This window comes from Kitasatospora fiedleri (assembly GCF_948472415.1).
GTDB lineage: Bacteria > Actinomycetota > Actinomycetes > Streptomycetales > Streptomycetaceae > Kitasatospora > Kitasatospora fiedleri.
The window spans coordinates 87576-111151 of record NZ_OX419519.1; the positions used below are offsets into that span (position 1 = coordinate 87576).

The following is a 23576-nucleotide window of genomic DNA, read 5'->3' on the forward strand; positions in this document are numbered from 1 at the left end:
GATCGCCTCGGCGGACGGCGCGGGCACCATCGTCGGCGGCCTGCTGGGCATGCGGGTGCGCCCGGCGCGCCCGCTGGTGGCGGGGCCTGCGCGATGCTGTTCTTCTCGCTCAACCCGCTGGCCCCGGCGCTGCACTGGTCGTTCGCGCTGACGGCGGCCACCGGGCTGGTCGCGGGCTGCGGCTTCGCGTTCTGGGGCGTGATGTGGTCGACCAGCGTGCAGACCCACATCCCGCTTGAACGTGCTGAGCCGGGTGTCGGCGTACGACGTGGCCGGTTCGATCATGGTGATCCCGGTCGGCGGGCGCTGTCCGGGCCGGTGGCCGCCGCGTTCGGCATCGACCGGGTGCTGCTGTTCGCCGCGCTGGTGGGCCTGCTGCTGCTGGGCTGATGATCGCGCTGCCCGCGGTCCGCGCCTGGGCCGGACGCCGGTGCCGCCGCCGACTGACCCGAGCGGCCCGGGCCCGGGCCACCGACCGGCGGACGGGGGTCCGGCCGCGCCGCGCCGCGCGTCGGGCCCCCGTCCGTCTGCTCCGCCCTCGGGTTCAGCCGCGGCCGGGCAGGGCCGGGGGCCAGCGACTCCAGTGCGGCCAGCGGGTCCGGCCGGCGGTCGGTCGGGGTGAGGACCACGCAGGTGGCCCCGGCCGCGTGCCGGCGGCGATCGCCGGGCCGGGCCTGCGCGGGCGTGCCGGTGACGGTGAGCGCGCGGACCCACGCGGCGGGCATGGTGCGGGCAACCGGGCGCCGTCGCGGCGGCGCCCGGTGGGCGCGGAACTCCGCGGCGAACGGAGCGGGTCGATGTGGCGCCCAGTCGGGTTCGCCGATCGCGGCCAGCCCGGCCCGGACCCGCTCGACGGCGGCCCCCCGTCCCCGTGCTCGTCCCCGTCCACGGCCGCGACGTCGTAGGTGATCACCTCGGCGTCGCGGCGGCCCAGGTGCGCCAGCGAGGCGGCGACGTAGGCGGGCGCGGCGGGTTCGGCGCGAGCAGCAGCCCGTCGGCCGTCTCCCCGGCGACGGCCTGCGACTTGGGGCCGCGCACGCCCAGCACCACGGGCGGCACCACGTCGGGGGTCTCGGTCAGCCGCACGTCCCGACAGCGCACGTACCGCCCGTCGGCCGGACCGGCCGCGCCGCGCAGCAGGCGCGCGCAGCGCGGTGGTGTACTCGCGCAGCAGGGTGAGCGGGCTGGCGGGCCAGGCGCCGCCGGACTGCTCCATCCAGGCGCGCATGCCGTGCCGACGCCTGCCGGTGAGGCGGCCGGGGTGGAGCTGGGCGAGGGTGGCGCAGGCTCCATCGCGGCGAAGCAGACGTTGCGGGCGCCGGCGGGCAGGATGCCGATGCCGACGGTGATCCGGCGGGTGGCGGCGAGCACGGTGGCGGCCTGGGCGACGCCGCCGCGCCAGCCGAGGTCCTCGACCACCCACAGCTCGTCGAAGCCGAGTTCCTCGGCGCGGCGGGCGTACGGGAGGATCTGGCGGACCGGCAGGTCGCGGGCAGCATCACGCCGACCCGGGCGCCGCGGGCGGTCGGTGTCCGTCATCGGGTGCTCCTTCGGGGTGCGCGGGGCCTCCCGCACGAGGAGCCCCCGGCGCCTCATCAGATCATCGACCGCCGGTCCGCGTCGAGGACGTCTCCGGGACCACCGGGGCTGTCACCGCGTCAGCCCGCCGCGTCAGCCCGCCGCGACGGCCGGTTCCGACGGCTCCGCCGCCGACACCGGCCCGCGCCGGTCCGCCGCCCAGGACACCGCCGCGATCACGAACCCGAGCAGCGACAGTCCGCGCGCCGACCAGCGACGGCGAGGTCAGGCCGTACCCGGCGTCGAGCGCCAGGCGCCGAGCCAGGCGCCCATCGCGTTGGCCAGGTTGAACGCGCCCTGCACGGTCGCGGAGGCCAGCGTCGGCGCGGTGCGCGCCTTCCGGATCACCAGGGTCTGCACGGTCGGGACGGTCGCGAAGCCCGCCGTGCCGATCAGCACCACCGTCGCGGCGGCCGACCAGCGGGCGTGCGCGGTCAGCGCGAACAGGGCGAGCGCGCCGGCCATCGCCAGGAAGGCCGCGCAGATCGACGGGCGCAGCGCCCGGTCGGCCGCGTAGCCGCGATCACGTTGCCGAGTGTCATCCCGACGCCGAACAGGGCCAGCACCAGGGTGACCGAGCCCTCGGCGAACCCGGCGACGTCGGTGAGGGCGGGGGTGATGTAGGTGTAGCAGGCGAACAGCCCGGCGCAGCCGAACACCACGGTGGTCAGCGCCAGCCAGAGCTGTCCGCTGCGGAAGGTGGCGAGTTCGCTGCGCAGGCCCGCGCCGGGGTGGCTGGGCAGGTGCGGGACGAGGCGGGCGATGGCGGCGGCGCCGAGCAGGCCGATCGCCACCACGACGGCATCGCGGCCCGCCAGCCGAGGTGCTGGCCGAGCAGGGTGGCGGCGGGCACGCCGAGGATGTTCGCCACCGTCAGCCCGGAGAACATCACCGACACCGCCCGGGCCCGCAGGTGCGGGGCGACCAGTTCGGCGGCGGCCACCGCGCCGGCCCGAAGAACGCGCCGTGCGGCAGCCCGGTGATCAGCCGGGCCGCCGCCAGGAAGGCGAAGTTCGGCGCGAGCGCGCACAGCAGGTTCCCGAACGTGAACAGCCCCGCCAGCCCGATCAGCACCGTCTTGCGCGGCAGCTTCGCGGCCACCGCGGTCAGCAGCGGCGCCCCGATCACCACGCCCAGCGCGTACAGCGAGATCAGCCAACCCGCCTGCGGGATGGGTCCGGTCCAGGCCGTCGGCGATCTGCGGCAGCAGCCCCATCGCGGAGAACTCGGTGGTGCCGATCGCGAACGCGGTCACGGCGAGGGCGACGAGCGCCAGGGGCATGCGGGTGCTCCAGCCAACGACAGGGGACGGGAACCGTCCGGAACGACGCACCGACCGGGCCGCCAACCCGATGTCAACGTTGTCAGTGCCCCCGATCCTACCCGCCGCGCGTCCGCCCGGTCCGGGCGGACCCCGGCGTCCACGCCGTCGCGCGCTCGGACGGGCGGCAGCAGGTCGCTCGCGCTGACGGTGCACGTCCATCGGGTGCTCGCTGCCGAGGAACAGCTCGTTCGACGCGGCCGGCCGGTCGGTGGCCGTCCGGACCGGCCCGCCGGGCGCGGTCTCAGCCGGTCGCCAGGGCCCGGATGCGGCGCACCTCGGCGGCCACGCCCGCGAGTTCGGAGGGCAGTTCGGCCGGCAGCGCGACGGCGGGCGTCCGGGCGGGGGCGGCGGTCGGGCCGGGGCGGTCGAGGGCGTCGGCGGCGGCGGCGAGGTCCCGGGTGAGGGTGCGGACGGCGGGGGCGGCCGGGGCGGGGGCGCCGTGGTCGCGTTCGACGGCGTACGCGGTGGCGGCGTCGGCGAGCCGTTCGGCGTGCACGGTCAGGCGCAGCCAGTCCGGCCCGGCCGGTCCGCCGGGGCGGAGTTCGGCGGCGGCGGTCTCGGCGGCGGCGCGGGCCTGGGCGAGGGTGCGGTAGGCGGTGCGGCGCAGTTCGGCCCGGTCGGCGGCCGGGGCCCGCTCGCCGTGCCGGTCCTCCGGACCGGCCAGCAGGACGTGGTCGAGGTAGCGCTGGGTGTGCGGAGCGCGTGCGCGGCGCGCTGGCCGACCCGGGCCCGGGTGTCGGTCAGGCCGGGGAGGTGGCCGACCAGCAGGACCAGGGCGCAGGCGAGCGCGGTGTCGGCGAGCCGGGCGGGAGCGGCGCCGTGGTCGCCGCCGGTGGTGGTGAAGGCCAGCACCGTGCGGTGATGACGGCGGTCTGCGCGGCGAAGTGCCGCTGGGCCACGGGTATCAGCGCGCCGGTGGCGGCCACCGCGGCGACCGGCCACCACGGGCCGGACAGCACCGGGCCGAGCAGCGCGACCAGCAGCACGCCGGCGACCGTCCGGCGAAGCGGTTGACGACCCGGGAGAACAGCGGCCCAGGTCCGGCTTGACCAGGAACGCGGCGGTGACGGGCAGCCAGTACCAGTGCCCGGTGCGCAGCGCGAGCGCCAACGCGGTGCCTCGCCGCGACGCACACCCCGACCCGCACCCGTACGCCCGGCCGGCCCGGCCCCACGGCCGCACGCCCGGCACCGGGCCGCGCCACTCCCCCCGGCGCGCCCAGCACCAGCGCGGCCAGCGCCCGCGCAGCCCGCGCCGCGCGTCCGGCCGCGGGCGGCGCCGGGCCCGGCCGGTCCCGGCGTCCCGCCGAAGGCGAGGGCCGCGTGCAGGACGGCGCGGTCGAAGGCGGCGGTGGCCGGGGTCTCGGCGGCGGGGACGGCAGCGGCCGGGGAGGCGGTCGGTGCGGACGGCGGTGGCCAGGCGGCGCGGGCCGGTGGCGAGGCGGGCGGGCAGCGGGCGGGCGGCGCGCAGCAGGGCGACGCTCGCCTCGCACAGGGCGGACGCGGCGGCGAGCCGGGTGCGCAGGGCGTGGTCGTGGCCGGTGCGCAGCTGTTCGCCGGCCCGGTCGAGGGCGGCGGTCAGCCGGCGGCGGGCGCTCTCGGCGCGGTCGGTCCCGGCGGCGTCCAGGGCTTCGGCGAGGGCGTCGAAGACCGCGGCGACGGCCTGCCGTTCGGCGTGCAACGGCCTCGGGTGGCTGGTGAGTTGACGCAGCAGCAGGAGCCAGGCGGCACCGGCCAGGTAGCAGCCGGCCCGGGCCCAGCCCGGCAGCGGGACGGGCAGGCCGCAGCCGAGCACGGTGAGCACCATCAGCTGCACGGCGGCGGCGGAGGCGACCGGCCCGGCGACGCTGATCGCCCCGCAGAGCACCCCGACCGCGCCGAGCAGCGGCACCGCCCACCACCCCCCGGCGACGCCGACCAGCAGGCCCAGCGCCCCGGCGAACGCGGGAACGGCCTGCTGCACGGCCCCGGTCCGCCGCCCGGCGGGCCGGTCGTTCACCCCGCGAACATCGCCCCCAGCCCGGCCAGCACCCCTTCGGCGGGCCGCCCGGCAGCCAGCGCGACCCCCAGCGGCACCGCCATCCCGGCCGCGCCCCGCACCGTCGCCGCCCAGGGCACCGGGCCGCGCTGCCAGCGCAACGGATGGGTCAGCCAGTCCGGTCGCGCCTGCCGCCTGTTCGTGGGAACTCCCTCCACCGATGAGCCTGCCCCCGCAGCCTAGGCCCGCCTCTTGTCCCGCCCGCTGCACCCGCGTTACGCCCGGATGACACCGACGGCGGCGGGCCTGCGGGAACCCGGTTGCCCCAGCCGCCGGAGGCGGGCGTCATCCGCCGGATGAGCGATCCGTCCTCCGCACCGGCAGCCCCCTTCCTCGTCCTGCGCCCGGGCGACGTCCCGAGCGCCTAGAGGCCGAGGGCTGGTCCTGCGGCGCTGGCGGGCGGCGGAGGAAGGGGTGCGCTACGCGGCGATCGCGGCCTCCTTCGCGCACCTGAACCCCTGGGCGGGCTGGGCGGAGCGGCTGCCGACCGAGCGGGAGCACGCGGAGCGGTTCGCCGCGTTCGCTGGCCTGGCCGAACGCCGGGGGCAGCTACTCCTTCGGGATCTTCGCGGCCGACGACCGGACGGCGCTCGGCATGGCGGGCCTGCACGACCGGTCGGGCGGCGGCGCGGTGGAGATCGGGTACTGGTGCCACGTCGACCACCTCGGCCGGGGCGTGGCCACCCGGCCGCCCGGGCGCTGACGACCCTGCCGGCGGGGCTCCCGACCGTCGACCGGGTCGAGATCCACTGCGACGAGGCGAACCTGCGCAGCGCCGCGGTGGCCCGCCGGCTCGGCTACCGGCTCGACCGCGTCGAGGCGGCCGGCGTGCGGGCCCCGGCGGAGTCGGGCCGCGGCATGGTCTGGGCGTGGGACTGCCCGGGCCGCCCCGCCGCCTGAGCGCGGCGGGCGCTGACGGGCGCTGACGGAAAAACCGTGCGCGCGGGGGATCGGCCGCCGGTTAGCCTCGCGGTTCGGGCGGAGACCGGACGCGAGGGGTGGAAGGCCGTGGTGGGCAAGCGTGGTGGCCGTGGGCTGGGACGCGGCTTCGCCTCGCTGTGGTCGGCGGCGGCGGTGTCCGCGCTGGGGGACGGGATCGTGGCGGCGGCGGCCCCGCTGCTGGTGACGTCGTTGACCAGGGAACCGGTGCTGGTCGGCCTGGCGGTGTTCGTCCAGCAGGTGCCGTGGCTGCTGCTGGCCCCGGTCAGCGGGGTGCTGGTGGACCGGGTGGACCGCCGGCGGCTCGCGGTGGCGGCGAACGCGGCGCGGGCCGCGCTGACGGCGGTGCTGGCGCTGGCGGTGTACGCGGACACGGTGTCGCTGCCGCTGGTCTACGCGATGGGCCTGCTGCTGGGCGGTTGCGCGGCACTCGGTGACAACGCGTCCTCGGCGCTGCTGCCCGCCGTGGTCGGCTCGGCGGACCTGCGCGCGCCAACTCCCGGATGTTCGGGGCCGAGTCGGTGCTCAACCGGCTCTGCGGCCCGCCGCTCGGCGCGGCCCTGTTCGGGGTCGCGGCGGGCCTGCCGCTGACGGTCGACGCGCTGAGCTTCACCGGCGCCGCCGCCCTGCTCTCGACGCTGCGCCTGCTGCCCGCGCCGGGGCGCCGTCGCCCGTCCCGGCGGGGCGGGAACCGATGGGCCGCCAGTTCGCCTCCAGCGTCCGCTGGCTGTGGGCGCAGCCCGCGCTGCGCACGCTGACGCTGGCGCTGTGCCTGATGAACGTGACGCTGGTGGCGGGCTTCTCGGTGATGGTGCTGTACGCCCGCGAGCACCTGGGCCTGTCGGAGTTCGGCTACGGCGTGCTGCTGACGGCCTCGGCGGTCGGCGGCCTGGCCGGGGCGCTGGTCGCCCCGCGCCTACAGGCCCGGTTCTCCGCCTCGCTGCTGCTGCGGGTGGGCCTGGTGCTGGAGACGCTCACCCACCTCGGCCTGGCCCTGGCGGGTTCCCGTGGGTCGCGGGCGCGGTGCTCGGCGGGTTCGGCGTGCACGGCGCGATCTGGATCGGCGTCGACCGGACGCTGGTGCAGCGCGCCGTCCCGGACGGGCTGCGCGGCCGGGTCAACAGCGTCTTCATGGCCCTGGCGGTCGGCGGCTCCGCCCTCGGCGCCCTGATCGGCGGCCCGCTCGCCCGCGCCTTCGGCCTCACCGGCCCGTTCTGGTTCTCCGCCGTCGTGATGGCCGCCCTGACCGCCTTCGCCTGGCGCCCCTTCGGCCGCACCATCGACACCGTGCCCCCGGCCCCCGCCTCCGCCCCGCCCCCGCCCCCGCCCCCGCCACGACCGTCCCCACCGCCACCTGACCGCCCGCCACCCACCACCCGCTGCTCCGGCGCGCCCTCCGCTCCCCGTCCTCCCGCCTGCGGTATACCTGCTGGCAACGGCGACGAGAGGTGGGTGGCGGGTGATCCGGCGGCGGGTGCTGGTCTCGGGCACGGTGCAGGGCGTCTTCTTCCGCGACTCCTGCCGCCGGACGGCCGCCGAGGCGGGCGTGGCGGGCTGGGTGCGCAACCTGCCGGACGGCCAGGTGGAGGCGGTCCTCGAGGGCGATCCGGCGGCGGTGGAGCAGCTGGTCGCCTGGATGCGGCACGGCCCGTCCCGCGCGGTGGTCGAGCACGTCGAGGTGGTCGAGGAGCAGCCGGAGGGCCTGCTGGTCTTCGCCGTCACCACCTGAGCCCGTTGTCCGGCCTCGCACCTCACCCGACCCGCTGGTCTATGCCTCTTCCCGGGACGGCGGAGGCCACCGCGCTTCGCGCTCCGAGGTGCCGAACGCGCCGGGCCCCGACCGGCCCGCCGGTGCCGAGGCGGCGGGCCGGGTGCGGGTAGATCGGCACGCGCAGTCCGGCGGCGGTGCGCAGGATCGGGTCGAAGCACTCGGCGGACAGGAACCCGCCGCCGGTCCGGCCGTGGATGAGCGCACCGACGCGACCCAACTCCCGTACCGCGCGGCGGAGTTCGTCCGGCGCGCGCTCGGGGGCGGTGGTGGGCAGGGACGCGAAGGCCGCGAACCGGCCGGGGTGGCGCTCACCGGCCGCCGCGAGGGGGTCGTTGACGTCGCGGACCAGCTCCGGCGCGGTGGCTAGCCGGATCACCGCCGAAGAGGTGGCCGCCCTCGCCGCACCCCGCCGGGCCGTCGAGGCCGTGTCGGTGGTGTTAGGCGGGGAGTCCGATGGGGCGTTCGCCGTTGCGTCGTTGTTGGATGACGACGGCGATGACGAGGAGGGCGCCTTGGGCGACGTTCTGCCAGAAGGCGTTGATGCCTTGGACGGTGAGGCCGTTTTCGAGGCAGCCGAGGAGGGCGACGGCCAGGAGGGTGCCGCCGATGCCGCCTTTGCCGCCTTTGAGGGCGCAGCCGCCGAGGGCGGCGGCGGTGATGGCTTTGAGTTCGAGTCCTTCGCTGCCGGAGGTGGGTTGGCCGCTTCCGGTGCGGGCGGTGAGGAGGATGCCGGCGATGGCGGCGACGGCGCCGATGAGGGCGTAGACGGCGATGAGGTATTTGTTGATGTTGATGCCGGCGAGGCGGGCGGCGGTGTCGTTGCCACCGATGGCGTAGATGTTGCGGCCGATGTCGGTGTATTTGAGCAGGAGGTGGACGGCGGCGGCGGTGAGGATGAGGATCCAGACCATGACGGGCAGGCCGGCGATCTTGCCGCGGCCGAGGAAGATGAAGACGTCGTCGTTGAGGACGTAGCCCTGGGCGCGGCCGTTGGAGATGAGTTGGGCGAGTCCCTTGTAGGCGGCGAGGCCGGCGAGGGTGGCGATGGTGGGGTTGACGCGGCCGTAGACGATGATGACGCCGTTGAGGGTGCCGATCAGCAGGCCGGCGCCGATGGCGGCGGCCATGCCGGCGAGGGGGTTGGCTCCGGCGGAGGTGAAGGCCATGGCGGAGACGACGGAGGCGACGCCGGCTTGGGAGCCGACGGAGATGTCGAGGCCGCCGCAGATGATGACGACGGTCTGGACGACGGCGAGCAGGCCGGTGATGGTGGCGGCTTCGGCGATGACCTGCATGTTGGACAGGCTGAGGTAGTTGTCGTTGAGGGTGCCGAAGAGGGTCAGGACGACGGCCAGGGCGCCGATGAGGCTGAGGTTCTGTCCGCCGACGGAGGCCAGCAGCGAGCGGGCGGCGGCGCCGGTGGTACCGGTGGGCTTGGCGGGTGCCGGCTGGGTGGTGGTGGTCACGGGGTGGCTCCAGGGGCGGGGGCGGTGGTGAGGTCGTCGGCCATGGCGAGGTGGAGGATGGCTTCCTCGGTGGCGTGGGCGCGGTCGAGTTCGCCGGTGACGCGGCCGCCTTGCATGACCAGGACGCGGTCGGCGAGGCCGAGGACCTCGGGCAGTTCGGAGGAGATGACGAGGATGGCGACGCCTTGTTCGGCGAGGTCGGCGATGATCTGGTAGATCTCGGCCTTGGCGCCGATGTCGATGCCGCGGGTGGGCTCGTCGAGGATGAGGACTTTGGGTTTGCGGGCCAGCCAGCGGGCCAGGACGACTTTCTGCTGGTTGCCGCCGGAGAGTTTGCGCACCTCCGTCTCGATGGAGGGGGTGCGCACCCGCAGCCGGTCGCTGTAGTGCTGGGCCAGTTCCCGCTCCGCGCCGCGGCGCACGAAGCGCAGGCGGCGCAGGCGCTCCAGGACGACGGTGGAGGTGTTGTCGCGAATGGAGCGGTGCAGGAACAGGGCCTGGGCTTTGCGTTCCTCGGGGGCCAGGCCGAGTCCGGCGCGGATGGCGGCGCCGGGTCTGCCGGAGGGCAGGCGCTGTCCGTCGAGGGTGACGGTGCCCGCGCGGATGGGGCGGTCGCCGGCCAGGGCGAGGGCCAGCTCCGAGCGGCCGGCGCCGATCAGGCCGGCCAGGCCGACGACTTCGCCGGCGCGTACCTGCAGGTCGATGTCGTGGACGTCGTCGGTGCTGACGCCGCGCACGTCCAGGACGATGCGGTCGGTGGCGACGTGTTCGCGGGAGAACATGGCGGACAGGTCGCGGCCGACCATCAGGCGTACCAGTTCGCCCTCGTCGGTGGTGGCGGCGTCCAGGACGCCGGCCAGGGCGCCGTCGCGCAGCACGGCGATGCGGTCGGCGAGTTGGAAGATCTCCTGCATGCGGTGGGAGACGTAGACGACGGCGACGCCGCTCTCGCGCAGGCGGCGGATCAGGGCGAACAGCGCCTCGACCTCGTGGTCGGACAGGGAGGAGGTGGGCTCGTCGAAGGCGATGACCTTGGCGTGGCCGGTCAGGGCGCGCATGATCTCGACGAGTTGGCGCTGGGCGGGGGTGAGCTGGGAGCCGAGCAGGTCGGGGTCGAGGATCTTGGCGAAGCCCAGGCGTGCGAGGTCGGCGCGGATGCGGCGGCGCAGTTCGGCGCGGTCCAGGCGGCGTGCGGCCCCGCGGGGCAGGGAGCCGGCGTAGACGTTCTCGGCGACCGAGACGTGCGGGATGATCTCGGGTTCCTGCGGGATGATCCTGATCCCGGCCCGGCGCGCGTCAATGGGCGAGGAGAGCTGGAGGGGCTCGCCGTCCAGTAGCACCCGGCCCTCGGTGGGCTGGTGGTCACCGGTGAGGATCTTCAACAGGGTCGACTTCCCGGCCCCGTTCTCCCCCATCAACGCGGTCACCCGACCGGCCGGGAAATCCAGGGTGACGGCGTCGAGGGCCCGTACCGGGCCGAACCGCTTGGAGAGGTGGTGCACGCCGGCCCCGGCGGGGGGCCCGGCTGTGGGCGGCCGGGGGTGCGGGTTCGGGTCGTGCGCTGTGCTCACGCTGGTCACCTTCGGGTCGTGCGGGAGGACGGGGGCTGCCTGTCGCGCAGGGCGGGCGAGGCGCCGCCCCGGCCCCGCCGGGGCGGCGTGCCGGGGCGGCGGGTGGCCGGGGTCAGGTGCAGGTGACGCCCGCGGACTGCCAGGTGGTGGCGTCGACCATGGTGGTGGGGGCGAACGCCTCCTTCGGGAAGTCCTTGCTGTTCTTGAGCTTGTCGTACATGGTCTGCACTGCCAGCGCGCCGACGTCCTTGCCGTTGATGAACAGCGCGGCCTTCATGCCCGACGGCTTGCCGCCGCTCCAGTCCTTGCAGGCGAGGTAGGCACCCAGGCCGACGCCGATCACGTTGTCGGCGCTGATGCCGGCGTTCTCCAGCGCGGTCACCCCGCCCTGCACGTTCTCGTCGTTGCAGCCCCACACGACCCAGTGCTTGACCCCCGCGTTGGCGGTGATGGTCGCGGCGATCTTGTCCTGGGCGCCGGTCGGGGTGTTGTCGGTCGCCACGTCGATGCTCTGGAGCTGGGCGCCCGATCCGGCGGCGAACGCCTCCTTCGCGGCTTTCACCCGGTCGCCGCAGACGGTGACGTCCTGCTTCCAGGCGGAGATGATCCGGGTGTCGGCGGGGTTCCAACCGGCCTTCTTGAACTCCTCGGCGGCCCGCTTGCCGACCTCGCCGCCCATCTGGGCACCGGAGAAGCCGATCCGCGGCACCAGTTGCTCCTTGTCGCAGGAGGCCGGGTCCGGACCGGTCGCGCAGATCTGGTCGTCCGAGGTCAGCAGCGCCACCTTCGCGTCCTTCGCGGTCTGCACCACCTGCGGGCCCACCGCCGGGTCCGGCACCACGATGATCAGACCGTTGCTCTTCTGCGCGATCGCCGACTGCACCTCGCTGATCGTCTTGTTCGCGTCGTTGCCCAGGTTCACGACCTTCAGGTCGATGCCCAACTCCGCGGCCTTCGCCTTCGCGCCGTCCGCCTCGCCGATGAAGTACTCCTGGTCACCCTGCTTCTGCAGGTACGTCAACGAGATCTTCCCGCTGACCGGGGCCGCGGGCGCGCCGTCGGACTTCACCGACTCCTTGCCGGTGGAACAGCCGGTGGCCAGGCCGAGGGTGAGCAGCAGGCCGGTCGCGGCGGCGGCCCGACCGGCGGTGGTGCGGAACATGGTGGCTCCTTGAGCATGTGCCGGGATCGGCAAGGGGGTGCGGGGACAGCGGTGGCAGCGGGTGGGACCAGTCCGGGGACTTCGGGAGTTTCGACGGCTCGCGCCACCAACAACGAACATCTTCAAACGAGATACGACACATGACACTCTTGTCATGCACTTCCGTCAAGGGGGAGGACAGGCTTATCTGCCCCTGCGACCATCGGCCCGCGTTCCGGACGGCGGGTGCCGCCGGGTGCGGGCGCAGGGGCTCACGCCACGGCCGACGGCGGCGTCCAGCGCTGGTTGACACCGCCGTTGCAGGTCCACAGGGCCAGCTGGGTGCCGTCGGTGCTGGAGAAGCCGGGGTCGTCCAGGCAGCGGCCGGAGACCGGGTTGCGGTAGCCGCCGTTGTACGGCTGCCACTGCTGGTTGGTGCCACCGGTGCAGTCCCACAGCTCGACCTTGGTGCCGTCGGCGGTGCCGCCGGCGGTGGCGTCCAGGCACTTGCCGAGGGCGTTCAGGGTGCCGTCGGGGTTCGCGCTCCAGTTCTGGGCCGGCGTGTTGTTGCAGGACCAGATCTGCACGGCGGTGCCGTTGGCGCTGCTGCCGGCGTTGACGTCGAGGCACTTGCCGGCGATGCCGGACCGCACCGGGCCGCCCACCGTGACCGGGGCGCCGATCCAGCCGGCGCTGTCGGCGGCCTGGACGCCGCTGTTGAAGGCGGTGGCCATCTTGGCGAAGCCGCTGTCGTTGGGGTGCAGCGCGTCGGAGAGGTCGGCGGTGGTCAGGGTGCCCAGGTCGACCAGGCGGACGTGCTTGCCGGCGGCCTGCTTGGCCTGGACGATGCCGGGGAGCTTGGCGTTGAACGCCGGGCGGTTGGGCTCCTCGGTGGAGCTGGTGGAGACGATCACGGTGCCGACCAGCACGGTCGCGTCGGGGGCGTCGCGGTTGATCTGGTCGATGAGCGCGGAGAGGCGGTCGGTGGCGGTGGCGACCTGGTAGTTCTGGTTGAGGTCGTTGGTGCCGATCTCCAGCGTGACCACGTTGGGCCGGTAGCGGGCCAGCACGGAGTCGGCGATGCCGGCGATCTGGTCGATGCGCCAGCCGGAGTGGCCCTCGTTGTCCGGATCGGACAGCGTGCCGTTGCGGACCGAGCCGACGAAGTCCTCGGGGTGGCCCTCGGCGGCCAACTGGTTCCACAGCTCGGAGCGGTAGCTGTTGCCGCTGCTGGTGCCGACGCCCCAGGTGATCGAGTCGCCCAGCGGCAGCAGGCGGAGGGTGGCGGGCGCCGCGGCGACCCGGGTCGTCACAGTCGCCGTGGCCGTGGCCGTAGCCGTCGGCCCCTCGCTCGCCGCGGCCGGCAGCGCGGTGCCCAGGGCCAGGGCCAGGGCGGCGATCAGCGGGGTGAGTGCGGTGGCGGTTGTCGCCGTACGCGGCTTCATGAGCGGTCCTCACGGGAGTGGGGGGATCAAGCCGGTTCCGGTGGAAGCGACTTGGCGTGCCTCGGGTTCGGCGGCCGGTGCGGCCGCCGGTCACACCGGCCGCGGCGGCTTCGCGGTGGTGGTGCGGTGGAGCGCCGGGGTCACGGCACGGCCGGCAGTGTGGTCCAGCGCTGGTCGGCGCCACCGTCGCAGGTCCGCACGTCCAGCCGGGTGCCGTCGGCGGTGGCGAAGCCGGGGTCGTCCGGGCAGCGGCCGGACAGCGGGTTGCGGTAACCGCCGTTGTACGGCTGCCAGCGCTGGTTGGCGCCGCCGGTGTAGTCCCACAGCTCGGCCTCGGTGCCGTCGGCCGTGCCGAAGCCGGTCACGTCGAGGCACTTGCCCAGCGCGCGCAGCGTGCCGTCCGCGCGGAGCGTCCACCACTGCGCGTCGCCCGCGGTGCAGCCCCGGAGCTGCACCGCGGTGCCGTTGGCGGGGGCGGCGCCGTTGACGTCCAGGGCGTCCGCCGTCAGCAGGGCCGTCACGGTGGCCGCTCCGATTCTTCTCATCGTGCACCTCGTTCCGGTGGGGGTGGGGCTCTCCGCCGGCCGGTGCGGCCACGGCCGGCGGGGAGGGCGTCACGTGGTGGAGGGGGCCTCACGTGGTGGGGACGGTCCAGCGCTGGTTGGTGCCGGTGTTGCAGTCCCAGATGTCCAGCTGGGTGCCGTCGGTGGTGCTGAAGCCGGGGACGTCCAGGCAGCGGCCGGACTGCGGGTTGACCAGGGCGCCGGTGGAGGGGTTGTAGCTCCACTTCTGGTTGTTGCCGCCGTTGCAGTCCCACAGCTCGACCAGGGTGCCGTTGGCGGTGCCGCCGTTGCCGGTGACCTCCACGCACTTGCCGAGCAGCCGCAGCGTGCCGTCGGAGGCGACGGTCACCTGCTGGGCGGACGAGTTGTTGCACGTCCAGATCTGGATCTTGGTGCCGTTGGCGGTCGAGGCCGTGTTGTCGTCCAGGCACTTGCCGCCGTTGGCCGACACGACCGCGCCGGTGCCGCCCGGGGTGCCGCCGGTGCCGCCGCCGGTGCCGGGGGTGATGTTCAGGTTGTCGAACTGGTCGGTGCGGTAGCCCTGGATGCCCAGGCCGGCCTGTCCGCTGGAGAAGGAGCCGTCGGTGACGGAGCCGAACTGGTTGCCGTCGAGCTTGGCGCTGATCGTGGTGCCCTGGAAGGTGAAGGACAGGTTGTGCCACTGTCCGGTGCCCAGCGCGGTGGTGGTGCCGGTGGCCAGGGTGTGGTTGGAGCCGTCGGTGTACATCTTCTCGATCCACCACTGCCCGGTGTCGCGGATGCGCAGGTAGTACGCGTTCATGTGCGACTGCGGGCGCTGCTGGGTGTTGGCGCGGCCCAGCAGTTCGGTGGTGCCGGCGCCGCGCAGGTACACGTCGGCGCTGACGGTGTAGTTCGCCCAGCCGGTGTCGCCGATCAGCGCGTAGGTGTCGGAGTCGTCCTGCCACTCGATCGGCTTGACCGGCGCCATCTGCTGCACGCACTGCCCGGAGCGGCCGGTGCAGGGCTGGACCTCGAAGGAGCCCTGCATGTCGGAGAGGTACTTCGCCTCCGCGCCGTTGCCGTAGCCGTCGAAGGTGTCGGAGTACGGCAGCGCGAGGGCGTGCGCGGCGGGCGGCGTCGCGGTGCCCTTGCCGCCGCCGGCGACGGTGGTGAGGGTGTAGACGTAGCCGGGCTGCAGGGTCAGCGTGTACGCGCCGTTGGTCGGCGTGATGTCCTGGGTGTGGATGAACGACGTCGCGTTGGTCGGGTTGTTGACGTTGGTCGCCCAGACGTGGACCGTCCCGGTGGACAGGCCGCCCTTGACGTTGAGGTTCACCGTCTGCGTCGAGCCGGACGTGGTGGTCTCCAGGATCGTCGAGTAGTCCGCGGAGGTGTTCGACCTGACGGTGACGTAGGTGCCGTTGGACTCGGCCCCGCCGAGGTAGCCGGAGGCCGAGTCGATGAACTTCCACCCGGCTTGGTGAACTGGGTGACCTGCGCGGTGGCCCAGGTGCTCGCGCCGATGGTGTAGTTGCCCGACCAAGGCGAGTTGGCGGTCGCCAGGCCCACCGTGTTGTAGGGCAGGTTCGGGTAGATCGCCGCCAGCAGCGGCCAGTTGAAGTAGCTGACCATCTTGGCGTCGACGTAGCCGCGCGTGATGGCCCGGATCAGCGCCGGCGCGCCGGTGTTCATGTCCTGCGAGCCGTTCTCGCTGTCCCACAGCGGCTTGCCGTTGTTCTTCGCCGCGGTGCTGCTGGAGCAGGAGTTGGCGTTGCCGCCGTCACCGCCCTCGCAGGAGTAGTGCGCCCCGATGATGGAGACCGCGTTGTTGAACGCCGCGTTGGCGGCCATGTCGTCGGCCACGCCCCAGCCGCTGTCGTCGGCGACCAGCTGGACGCTGTTGTAGCCGTGCGAGTTGAGCGCCGAGCGGAGCTGGACGAACCAGTTCGCGTCGTGACCGCGCTCGTTCCAGCCGCCCAGGTACTTGATGTTCAGGTTGTGCTGCTTGGCGCAGTCCAGCCAGGAGATCAGGTAGTTGATCGTGTCGGTGGACCAGAACCCGCCGTTGATCCACCCCGGTGCCGCCCAGGCCAGGCCGTACAGGCCGATGTCGGGGTTGCGGGCCTTGGCCTGCTCCCCCAGCCAGAACTCGTACCCGGCGTTGCAGTTGATCACGCCGCGGGAGTGTTCGACGGAGGGCTCGGAGCCGTCGGTGGAGTTGGCGTCACCGCCGATCTCCAGCTTCAGCAGCTGCAGGTTCGCGCCGTACCCGGGCTTGAACAGGTAGTCCAGGATCTGGGCCTGCTGCGCCGCCGGATAGTCGGTCAGCAGCCGGGAGTTGCCGCCACCGCCGCTGATCGCGCCGATCCCGTCGAACGTCCGGCCGCCCTGCGTGCCGTCCACGGTGACGGACGTGGTGGCCGCCTGCGCGGGGACGGTGGCGACCGCGAGCACGGCCGCCAGCAGTGTGAGCACCCACAGTGGGGCGAGTCTCCATAGTCGTGGCATGAGTGACATCCTTCGCCGGAGGGATTACCGCCTACTGTTCATTCATGTGTGATTGAGCATCAGATGGCACAACAAATGAGCACAAACGAACATGCTGCGCCGGCCGGCTCGGACAAGGCCGCGGGGGAGCCCGCTCCGCCACCCCCCCTGCGACTCCTGCCGGGGAAGCAGCTTAGACAACGTTGTCAAGCAGGGGCGGCCTGAACGGCCGACAGGCATGGGAGCTGCCCGCCGGAGTGTCGCGGCAAGGGGAACGCTCGACAGGAGAGAGCGCTCTCCGAAGTTAACCAGCAGCTACGGTCGCGTCAATGGTCTGGACAAGGGAGGAAGCAGCCCGAAACTAGCCAGCAACCATGACCGCGTCAATGGCCTGGACGGGCGAGCGTGCCCCGCCGCCGTCCACGCCGGGGCCGGCACCCGGCGGCCGCGCCCCCGAGGGGACTTGACCAGGACCCCGATCCGGTGCCCCCCGCTCTGCCCCGTACCGCCTCCAGCAGCCCGCCGCACCCGCTCCGACCTGAGGTCATGAATGGCACGGCCGCCACGGCGCGCACCGCGCACCGTCCTTCGGTACCGCTTGACCACTTGCCGCGGGCGCACCACCACACTCCAACAGATTCCTTGCCGCACCTGTTGATTGTTGTTGCCATTTCGGCCCAGAGCGTTGACAGGACTTCCGCAACTGCCTTTTGCTGTGCGGGACTTGCCACCCCCCACCGGCGCCGCGACAGCCGCGCCGCCCGCATCGGGAGCCACACGTGAAACGATGGCGCATCCCCCTGGCGAGCTGCCTCCTCCTGCTCGGGTTCGCCGCCCCCACCGTCCCCGCCGAGGCCGCCGCACCGGCCGCGGTGTCCGACCCCGCCGGCCTGGTCAATCCGCTGCTGGGCACCTCCAACGGCGGCAACACCTTCCCCGGCGCGGTCACCCCGTTCGGCATGGTGTCGTGGAGCCCCGACACCTCGTCCCGGCCGCCCGGCGGCAACTACGCCTACTCCGACAACGTCGTCACGGGATTCAGCCTCAACCACATCTCCGGGCCCGGCTGCGGGGCGATGGGCGACATCCCCGTCCTGCCGACGCTCGGGGGCGTCGACGGCGGCGCCACCCAGACGTTCAGCCACGGGAACGAGTCGGCGGGCGCCGGTTCGTACGCGGTGACGCTCGGCAACGGAGTGCGGACCGAACTGACCGCCACCGCCCGCTCCGGCATGGCGCGCTTCACCTTCCCCGCCACCACCCAGGCCAACCTGCTGTTCAAGCTGAACGCGGACAAGGCCACCAACCTGCACTTCAACCGGGTCAGCAGCACCGAGGTCAGCGGCTCGGTCGACGCCGGCCTGTTCTGCGCCTCGGCGCCCTCGTACACCGCCTACTTCGACATGGTCTTCGACCGGCCGATGACCTCCAGCGGCACCTTCAACGGCGGCGGTTCGGTCACCTTCGACACCACCGGCAACCAGGTGGTGCAGGCCAAGGTCGGCCTGTCCTACGTCTCGATCGCCGGGGCCGCCGCCAACCGCGCCGCCGAGAACGGCGGTTGGGACTTCAACGGCACCCGCACCGCCGCGCACAACGCCTGGAACTCCGTGCTCGGCCGGATCGCCGTGGCCGGCGGCACGTCCGACCAGCAGAAGGTCTTCTACACCTCGCTCTACCACTCCCTGCTGCACCCGAACCTGCTCAGCGACTCCGACGGCCGCTACTGGGGCTTCGACCACCAGGTGCACACCGTCTCCGGCGGGCAGCGGGCCCAGTACGGCACCTACTCCGGCTGGGACATCTACCGCACCCAGGCCCAACTGGAGGCGCTGGTCGCCCCTCAGCAGGCGTCCGACAGCGCGCAGTCGCTGGTCAACGACTACGCCCAGGCCGGCTTCTTCCCCAAGTGGTCGCTGAACTCGGCCGAGACGCAGGTGATGAACGGCGACCCGGGCCCGGCGATCGTCGCGGACTACTACGCCTTCGGTGCCCGGAACTTCGACACCGCCACCGCCAAGGCCGACATGGTCAAGGAGGGCACCACGTCCAACCCGATCCGGATGGGCCTGGACCTGCAGACCAAGTACGGCTACCTGCCCTCCGACGGCAGCTACCCCCGGGACTTCTACGGTTCGGCGGCCACCCTGCTGGAGTACAGCGCCCAGGACTTCGCCACCTCCGCGTTCGCCAAGGCGCTCGGTGACACCACGACCGCCGCGCAGTTCGCCAACCGGGCCCAGGACTGGAAGAACGTCTTCAACCCCTCCAGCGGCTTCATCCAGCCCAAGCAGGCCAACGGGGCCTGGAAGGGCGGCTTCGACCCGACCAGCAGCGACCAGTTCGTCGAGGGCACCTCCTGGCAGTACACCGGCGCGGTGCCGCACAACATCCGCGGCCTGGCCGACGCGATGGGCGGCAACGCCAGGTACGCGGCCTACCTGGACAGCGTGCTGTCGGACTTCCACGGCTCCGGCGGGTCGCACGCCGACCTCGGCAACGAGCCCTCCATCGAACTGCCCTGGGAGTACGACTACGTCGGGCAGCCCTGGAAGACCCAGAAACTGGTCCGCCAGGTCCAGGACCAGCTGTGGCCGAACGACCCGGCCAACTGGGGAGTCGGCAACGACGACCTGGGCACGATGAGCGCCTGGTACGTCTGGTCGGCCATGGGCTTCTACCCCGAGACCCCCGGCACCGCCGACCTCGCCCTGGGCAGCCCGCTGTTCACCTCCGTCGACGTCACCCTCGGCAGCGGCGGCCACCTCGTCGTCAACGCCCCGGCCGCCGCCGACAACGCCCCCTACGTCCAGAGCGCCAAGCTCAACGGCGCCACCTGGAACAACGCCTACCTGCCCCCGTCCTTCGCCACCGGCGGCGGCACCCTCGACCTGGTCCTGGGCACCGGCGCCAACACCGGCTGGGCCACCGCCGCCTCGGCCGCACCGCCGTCCTACAACGGCGACGGCGGCAGCAAGCCGCCCGGCCCGCCAGTGGGCTCCACCGGCCCGGTCACCTCCGACAACGGCGGCAAGTGCCTGGACGACAACACCGGATCGACCGCCGACGGCACCCGCATCCAGATCTGGTCGTGCAACAACTCCGCCGCCCAGCAGGTCACCGTGGGCGGCGACGGCACCCTGCGGATCGTCGGCAAGTGCGTGGACGTCAGCTTCGGCGGCACCGGCAACAACACCCTGGTGCAGCTGTGGGGCTGCGACGGCACCGGCAGCCAGAAGTGGACCTACAACCCCGCCACCAAGGCCCTGGTCAACCCGCAGTCCGGCCGCTGCCTCGACATCCCGAACTCCAGCACCACCGACGGCACCCAGCTACAGATCTTCGGCTGCAACAACACCAACGCCCAGCGCTGGAACCTCCCCTCCTGACCACTCCCCTCCCCCACGAGAGGCGGGAAGACCGATGAGCACCCCCACGCTCGAACGGCGGCCGGCCCGGGCGGCGGCCGCCCTGCTCGGCCTGCTCCTGCTCGGCCTGTTCCTGCTGGTCCCGGGTACCGCCGGCGCGCAGGCCGCGTCGTCCCCGGCGGCCGACAGCGTCGCGGTCCTGATGAAGTCGTACGACGCGAACACCGGCCGGATCGACGCGGGCGGCTGGTGGACCGCCGCCGTCTCGCTGAGCACGGTGATCACGTACGAGCAGACCACCGGCGACCGGCAGTACGACTACGCGGTCTCCGGCGCGTTCGCCAGGAACGGCAACTTCACCAACGAGTACATCGACGACACCGGCTGGTGGGCCCTGGCGTGGCTCCAGGCCTACGACCTCACCGGCAACAGCGCCTACCTGAACACGGCCAGGACCACCGTCAACTACATGCACGACTACTGGGACGGCACCTGCGGCGGCGGGGTCTACTGGAGCACCGCCAAGCAGTACAAGGCGTCCATCGCCAACGAGCTGTTCCTCGCCGCCACGGCCGGGCTGCACAACCGCATCGCGGGCGACACCACCTACGGCGGCTGGGCCGGCGCCGAGTGGAACTGGTTCAAGAACTCGGGCCTGATCAAGGGCAACCTGGTCCAGGACGGGCTCAACGTGCCCAATTGCACCTTCAGCACGGCCAACTACTCCTACAACCAGGGCGTCATCCTCCAGGGCCTGGCCGAGCAGTCCCGCGCCACCGGCGACACCTCGCTGCTGACCACGGCGCAGGGCATCGCCACCGCGGCCGTCGCGCGCTTCCAGCACAACGGCGTGCTGTACGACGGCTGCGAGCCCAACTGCACCGGCGACGGCTCGGCGTTCAAGGGCATCTTCGCCCGCTACCTGCGCGCCCTGGCCACCGCCACCGGGAGCACCGCGTACGACGCGTTCCTCACCACCACGGCCGACTCGATCGTGGCCAACGACACCAACGCCTCCGGCCAGCAGGGCAACTCCTTCGTCGGACCGTTCGCCCTGTGGACCCCCACCACCCAGGCGAGCGCCGCCGAGGCCCTGGTCGCCGCCCTCGGCAAGCCCGGCGGCACGGGCGTCCTGCGCGGGCAGGAGTCCGGGCGGTGCGTGGACGTCCCCAACGCGACCCAGGCCAACGGCACCCAGGTCGCGCTCTGGGACTGCAACGGCGGCGGCAACCAGTCCTGGACCTCGGACGCCTCCGGACGCCTGACCGTCTACGGCGGCGCGAAGTGCCTGGACGTCCGCTCGGCCGCAACCGCCGACGGCACCCCGGTGCAGCTCTACGACTGCAACGGCACCGGCGCCCAGCAGTGGAGCCTGCGCACCGACGGCACCGTCGTCAACCCCGCCTCCGGCAAGTGCCTGGACGCCACCGGCCACGGCACCGCCAACAGCACCCTGCTGGAGATCTGGACCTGCAACGGCGGCACCAACCAGAAATGGAGCCGGACGTGAACCACCGCTGAGCCCCTCCCCCGGCGACCGACGACCGGCGACCGGCCGGCACTGCGGATGCCGACCGGTCGTCCGGCACTGCCGGGCGGGCGCGGGCGCGGGCGCGGGCGCGGGCGCGGGCGCGGGCGAAGCCACCGGTGCGGTCGGACGTCCCGCAGCCGCAGGGTCCGCCGGCGACGCGGGTCCGCCGGGACGGGGACGCCGGACCCCGGGGCGGCGAAAACGGTTTGTGGACCGGCCCGGACGGCGGCCAGACTCCGCGCATGACGGAGACCGACGATCGACTCGCCGCGACCAAGCGGGAGCTGAGGCTGTACCTGCAGGACGCGCGGGACGCGGTGGTGTGGAAGCTGGAGGGCCTGTCGGAGTACGACGTCCGCCGCCCGCTGACCCCGACCGGGACGAACCTGCTGGGGCTGGTCAAACACCTGACGGGCGCGGAGGCGGCGTACTTCGGCGCCACCTTCGGCCGGCCGTTCGAGGGCGGTCCGGGGCTGTGGGTGGCGGGCGCGGCCGAGCCGAACGCCGACCTGTGGGCCCGGCCGGAGGAGGGCCGGGAGTTCCTGCTCGCCGAGTACCGCCGGGTCTGGGCGCACGCGGACGCCACCGTCGACGCGCTGCCGCTGGACGCGCGCGGGAAGGTCCCGTGGCCCCCGCACGGCGAACTGACGCTGGGCCGGGTCCTGCTGCACGTGGTCGCCGAGACCCAGCGCCACGCGGGCCACGCCGACCTGGTCCGCGAACTGCTCGACGGCGCCACCGGCCTGCGCCCGACCGGCGCGGTCCTCCCGGAGGGCGACGCCTCCTGGTGGTCGGCCCACCGCGCCCGGGTCGAGCGGGCCGCCCGCACGGCGGCCACCGCCGCCGGCGAGTCCGTCCCCGGCTGACCGGACGACGGCCGCCGTGCCGGACGGCCACCGCCTCTGGAATGATCTTCCGGGGGTCGGTGACCGTCCCCCGGACGCCCACCCCGCCGAAGGGAATCCGTCTCCGTGTCGATCGACCTCGCCGAGGCCCTGGCCGCCCATCCGTACCCGGGCCGGGGCGTGCTGCGCTGCCGCACCGCCGACGGCACGTCGGCGGCCGCCTACTTCCTGACCGGCCGCAGCCCCGCCTCCCGGGCCCGCGCGCTGCGCCCGGGCGCGGACGGCACCCTGGCCGTCGTCCCCACCGACGTCCGCGCGCACGACGACCTGCGACACTATCCGGCGGTGCGGCGCGGCGGCGGACGGGTGGTGTACGGCAACGGCGAGCAGGTGGCCACGGTCGCGGACCGGTTGGACGCGGGGCTGTCTCCGCTGGAGGCGCTGGACGGCCTGGACTACGAGCCGGACCCGCCGATCTTCACCCCGCGCCTGACGGTGGTCGCGGACGTCCGCCCGGACGGCCCGACCTGGTTCGGCGCGGCCCGGCGCGGTGCCGCCACCCGCACCGCCACCGATCGCCTCTTCCTGCGGCTGGACGCCCTGCCGCCCGGCGAGGGCGTCCTCCTGACGACCTACCAGGGCGCCCCCTCCGCCCCCGCCACCGGCGCCCCCTACCTGGAGGTGTCCACTCCGTACCCGGACGCCGCCGCCCTGCTCGACCGCCTCTGGTCCGCCCTGCCGCCCGCGTACCGGGTGGCCGCCGCGGTCTTCGACCCGGCCGCCTTCCCGGAGGTGCTGCTGCGGCACGCCGCGGACTGAGCCGAGAGGAACTCCGGCGCACCGCACGGCTGTTCACCGGAGAACGCTGGACGAACGGCGAGTCGGCCGCTCACGATGGCGGTATGTCGGAGAGTGGTCGAACGGAAGAGCCGCCGGAGGCGGGGAGCGGGCGCCGGGCGCTCGACTGGGGGCGGTGGCGGCCCTGTCGGGGGTGGTGGCGGCGCTGGTGGCGCTGGTGGCGTACCTGCTGCCGCCGGACGCGCCCCGCCCCGCGCCGAGCCCGCTGCCCGTTCCGGTGGCGGAGTCGTCGCCGGAACGGACGTCGGCGCGTCCGCACAGCCCCACGCCGACGCCGACGCCCACGCCCGGGCCGACCGAGTCACCGGAAGCGGAGCCGGAACCGGAACCGGAGCCCGATCCCGCGCCGGGGTCCCCGGGGACGGCCGACGTCCCGGCCCCGCTGCCCGCGGTGGTTCCGGCGGGGTGCCGGGAGGCGTCGGCGGCGGTGGCCGCGTACCGGCGTGACCAGGGATCGACCCGGGGGGCGCAGGCGGACGCGGCGAACCTCGCCTACCAGGGGCTGATGCGGGCGGGCACCGACGCGGACCCGCCGGTGCGGCCGACGATCGTGCGGCTGGCGCAGGAGTTCCAGGAGTTGGGCTTCCGGCTGAGCGGCATGGTGCTGGCGGACCCGAACGAGGTGGTCGCCGACATCAACGCCGACCTGCCGGTCCTGGACCGGCAGTGCGCGGGCGGCTCCTGACCCACC

Annotated in this window: 21 protein-coding genes and 4 pseudogenes; 12 read left to right on the forward strand and 13 right to left on the reverse strand. The window is 73.9% G+C overall.

What is annotated here, in order from left to right; genetic code table 11:
• The first annotated feature begins 93 nt into the window (after positions 1–93).
• Entirely contained in the window at positions 94–390 is a 297-nt protein-coding gene (locus QMQ26_RS37730) for a hypothetical protein (RefSeq protein WP_282204327.1), read from the forward strand.
• A gap of 519 nt (positions 391–909) precedes the next feature.
• On the opposite strand, the gene QMQ26_RS00485 is transcribed toward QMQ26_RS37730, so the two are convergent.
• From QMQ26_RS00485 to QMQ26_RS00515, 5 genes and pseudogenes are all read right to left on the reverse strand, one after another.
• On the reverse strand, positions 910–1539 hold the full coding sequence (locus tag QMQ26_RS00485; protein WP_282204328.1) for an LLM class flavin-dependent oxidoreductase: 630 nt from the start codon (positions 1537–1539) through the stop codon (positions 910–912).
• A 132-nt stretch (positions 1540–1671) separates the two neighbouring features.
• Positions 1672–2860: pseudogene (locus QMQ26_RS37735) on the reverse strand (MFS transporter).
• A gap of 283 nt (positions 2861–3143) precedes the next feature.
• On the reverse strand, positions 3144–3398 hold the full coding sequence (locus tag QMQ26_RS00505) for a hypothetical protein (protein ID WP_282204332.1): 255 nt from the start codon (positions 3396–3398) through the stop codon (positions 3144–3146).
• 2 nt (positions 3399–3400) lie between these two features.
• Positions 3401–4900: an FUSC family membrane protein gene (locus QMQ26_RS00510; protein ID WP_282204333.1), complete on the reverse strand. Its 1500-nt coding sequence runs from the start codon at positions 4898–4900 to the stop codon at positions 3401–3403.
• Positions 4897–5040, reverse strand: a complete 144-nt coding sequence (locus QMQ26_RS00515; RefSeq protein ID WP_282204334.1) for a hypothetical protein — start codon at positions 5038–5040, stop codon at positions 4897–4899. The genes QMQ26_RS00510 and QMQ26_RS00515 overlap by 4 nt, the downstream gene beginning before the upstream one ends.
• 461 nt (positions 5041–5501) lie before the next feature.
• Between QMQ26_RS00515 and QMQ26_RS00520 the strand changes: the two genes are divergently transcribed.
• From QMQ26_RS00520 to QMQ26_RS00540, 6 genes and pseudogenes are all read left to right on the forward strand, one after another.
• Positions 5502–5642, forward strand: coding sequence for a GNAT family protein (locus QMQ26_RS00520; RefSeq protein ID WP_282206698.1), 141 nt, complete (start codon positions 5502–5504; stop codon positions 5640–5642).
• Positions 5588–5839 (forward strand): GNAT family protein, encoded by a 252-nt coding sequence (locus tag QMQ26_RS00525; RefSeq protein ID WP_282204335.1) that lies wholly within the window; start codon positions 5588–5590, stop codon positions 5837–5839. Before QMQ26_RS00520 ends, QMQ26_RS00525 begins: the two co-directional genes overlap by 55 nt.
• A gap of 111 nt (positions 5840–5950) precedes the next feature.
• Positions 5951–6469 (forward strand): MFS transporter, encoded by a 519-nt coding sequence (locus QMQ26_RS00530; RefSeq protein WP_282204336.1) that lies wholly within the window; start codon positions 5951–5953, stop codon positions 6467–6469.
• A gap of 103 nt (positions 6470–6572) precedes the next feature.
• Positions 6573–6824 (forward strand): annotated as a pseudogene (locus QMQ26_RS37740) (MFS transporter); the annotation flags it as partial.
• A gap of 95 nt (positions 6825–6919) precedes the next feature.
• Positions 6920–7147: pseudogene (locus QMQ26_RS37745) on the forward strand (MFS transporter); the annotation flags it as partial.
• 190 nt (positions 7148–7337) lie between these two features.
• On the forward strand, positions 7338–7607 hold the full coding sequence (locus tag QMQ26_RS00540) for an acylphosphatase (protein WP_282204338.1): 270 nt from the start codon (positions 7338–7340) through the stop codon (positions 7605–7607).
• A 22-nt stretch (positions 7608–7629) separates the two neighbouring features.
• Here QMQ26_RS00540 and QMQ26_RS00545 read toward each other — a convergent pair whose 3' ends face one another.
• From QMQ26_RS00545 to QMQ26_RS00580, 8 genes and pseudogenes are all read right to left on the reverse strand, one after another.
• The gene (locus QMQ26_RS00545) at positions 7630–8025 is read right to left on the reverse strand and encodes an amidohydrolase family protein (RefSeq protein ID WP_282204339.1); all 396 of its coding nucleotides are present in this window, start codon (positions 8023–8025) and stop codon (positions 7630–7632) included.
• 61 nt (positions 8026–8086) lie between these two features.
• Positions 8087–9115 (reverse strand): ABC transporter permease, encoded by a 1029-nt coding sequence (locus QMQ26_RS00550; RefSeq protein WP_282204340.1) that lies wholly within the window; start codon positions 9113–9115, stop codon positions 8087–8089.
• Entirely contained in the window at positions 9112–10686 is a 1575-nt protein-coding gene (locus tag QMQ26_RS00555) for a sugar ABC transporter ATP-binding protein (RefSeq protein WP_404814029.1), read from the reverse strand. Before QMQ26_RS00555 ends, QMQ26_RS00550 begins: the two co-directional genes overlap by 4 nt.
• Positions 10687–10798: 112 nt before the next feature.
• Complete coding sequence (locus QMQ26_RS00560; protein WP_282204341.1) at positions 10799–11848, reverse strand: substrate-binding domain-containing protein; 1050 nt, start codon at positions 11846–11848, stop codon at positions 10799–10801.
• Between the two features lie 251 nt (positions 11849–12099).
• Positions 12100–13272 carry a ricin-type beta-trefoil lectin domain protein gene (locus QMQ26_RS00565; RefSeq protein ID WP_282204342.1) on the reverse strand — a complete coding sequence of 391 codons (1173 nt, stop codon included), beginning with the start codon at positions 13270–13272 and terminating at the stop codon, positions 12100–12102.
• 140 nt (positions 13273–13412) lie between these two features.
• Positions 13413–13817 (reverse strand): RICIN domain-containing protein, encoded by a 405-nt coding sequence (locus QMQ26_RS00570; protein WP_318552163.1) that lies wholly within the window; start codon positions 13815–13817, stop codon positions 13413–13415.
• 88 nt (positions 13818–13905) lie between these two features.
• Positions 13906–15339, reverse strand: a complete 1434-nt coding sequence (locus tag QMQ26_RS00575) for a ricin-type beta-trefoil lectin domain protein (protein WP_282204343.1) — start codon at positions 15337–15339, stop codon at positions 13906–13908.
• 2 nt (positions 15340–15341) lie between these two features.
• Positions 15342–16313, reverse strand: a pseudogene (locus QMQ26_RS00580) (galactosylceramidase); the annotation flags it as partial.
• Positions 16314–17062: 749 nt separating this feature from the next.
• Here QMQ26_RS00580 and QMQ26_RS00585 point away from each other — a divergent pair.
• From QMQ26_RS00585 to QMQ26_RS00605, 5 genes are all read left to right on the forward strand, one after another.
• A complete protein-coding gene (locus QMQ26_RS00585) occupies positions 17063–19672 on the forward strand; it encodes a lectin (RefSeq protein WP_282204344.1) in 2610 nt (869 codons plus the stop codon).
• 34 nt (positions 19673–19706) lie between these two features.
• Positions 19707–21161, forward strand: a complete 1455-nt coding sequence (locus QMQ26_RS00590; protein ID WP_100834499.1) for a glycoside hydrolase family 76 protein — start codon at positions 19707–19709, stop codon at positions 21159–21161.
• A 263-nt stretch (positions 21162–21424) separates the two neighbouring features.
• On the forward strand, positions 21425–22048 hold the full coding sequence (locus QMQ26_RS00595) for a DinB family protein (RefSeq protein WP_282204345.1): 624 nt from the start codon (positions 21425–21427) through the stop codon (positions 22046–22048).
• Between the two features lie 105 nt (positions 22049–22153).
• The gene (locus QMQ26_RS00600; RefSeq protein WP_282204346.1) at positions 22154–22846 is read left to right on the forward strand and encodes an IMP cyclohydrolase; all 693 of its coding nucleotides are present in this window, start codon (positions 22154–22156) and stop codon (positions 22844–22846) included.
• Between the two features lie 154 nt (positions 22847–23000).
• Positions 23001–23570: a hypothetical protein gene (locus QMQ26_RS00605; protein ID WP_282204347.1), complete on the forward strand. Its 570-nt coding sequence runs from the start codon at positions 23001–23003 to the stop codon at positions 23568–23570.
• The last annotated feature ends 6 nt before the right edge of the window (positions 23571–23576 follow it).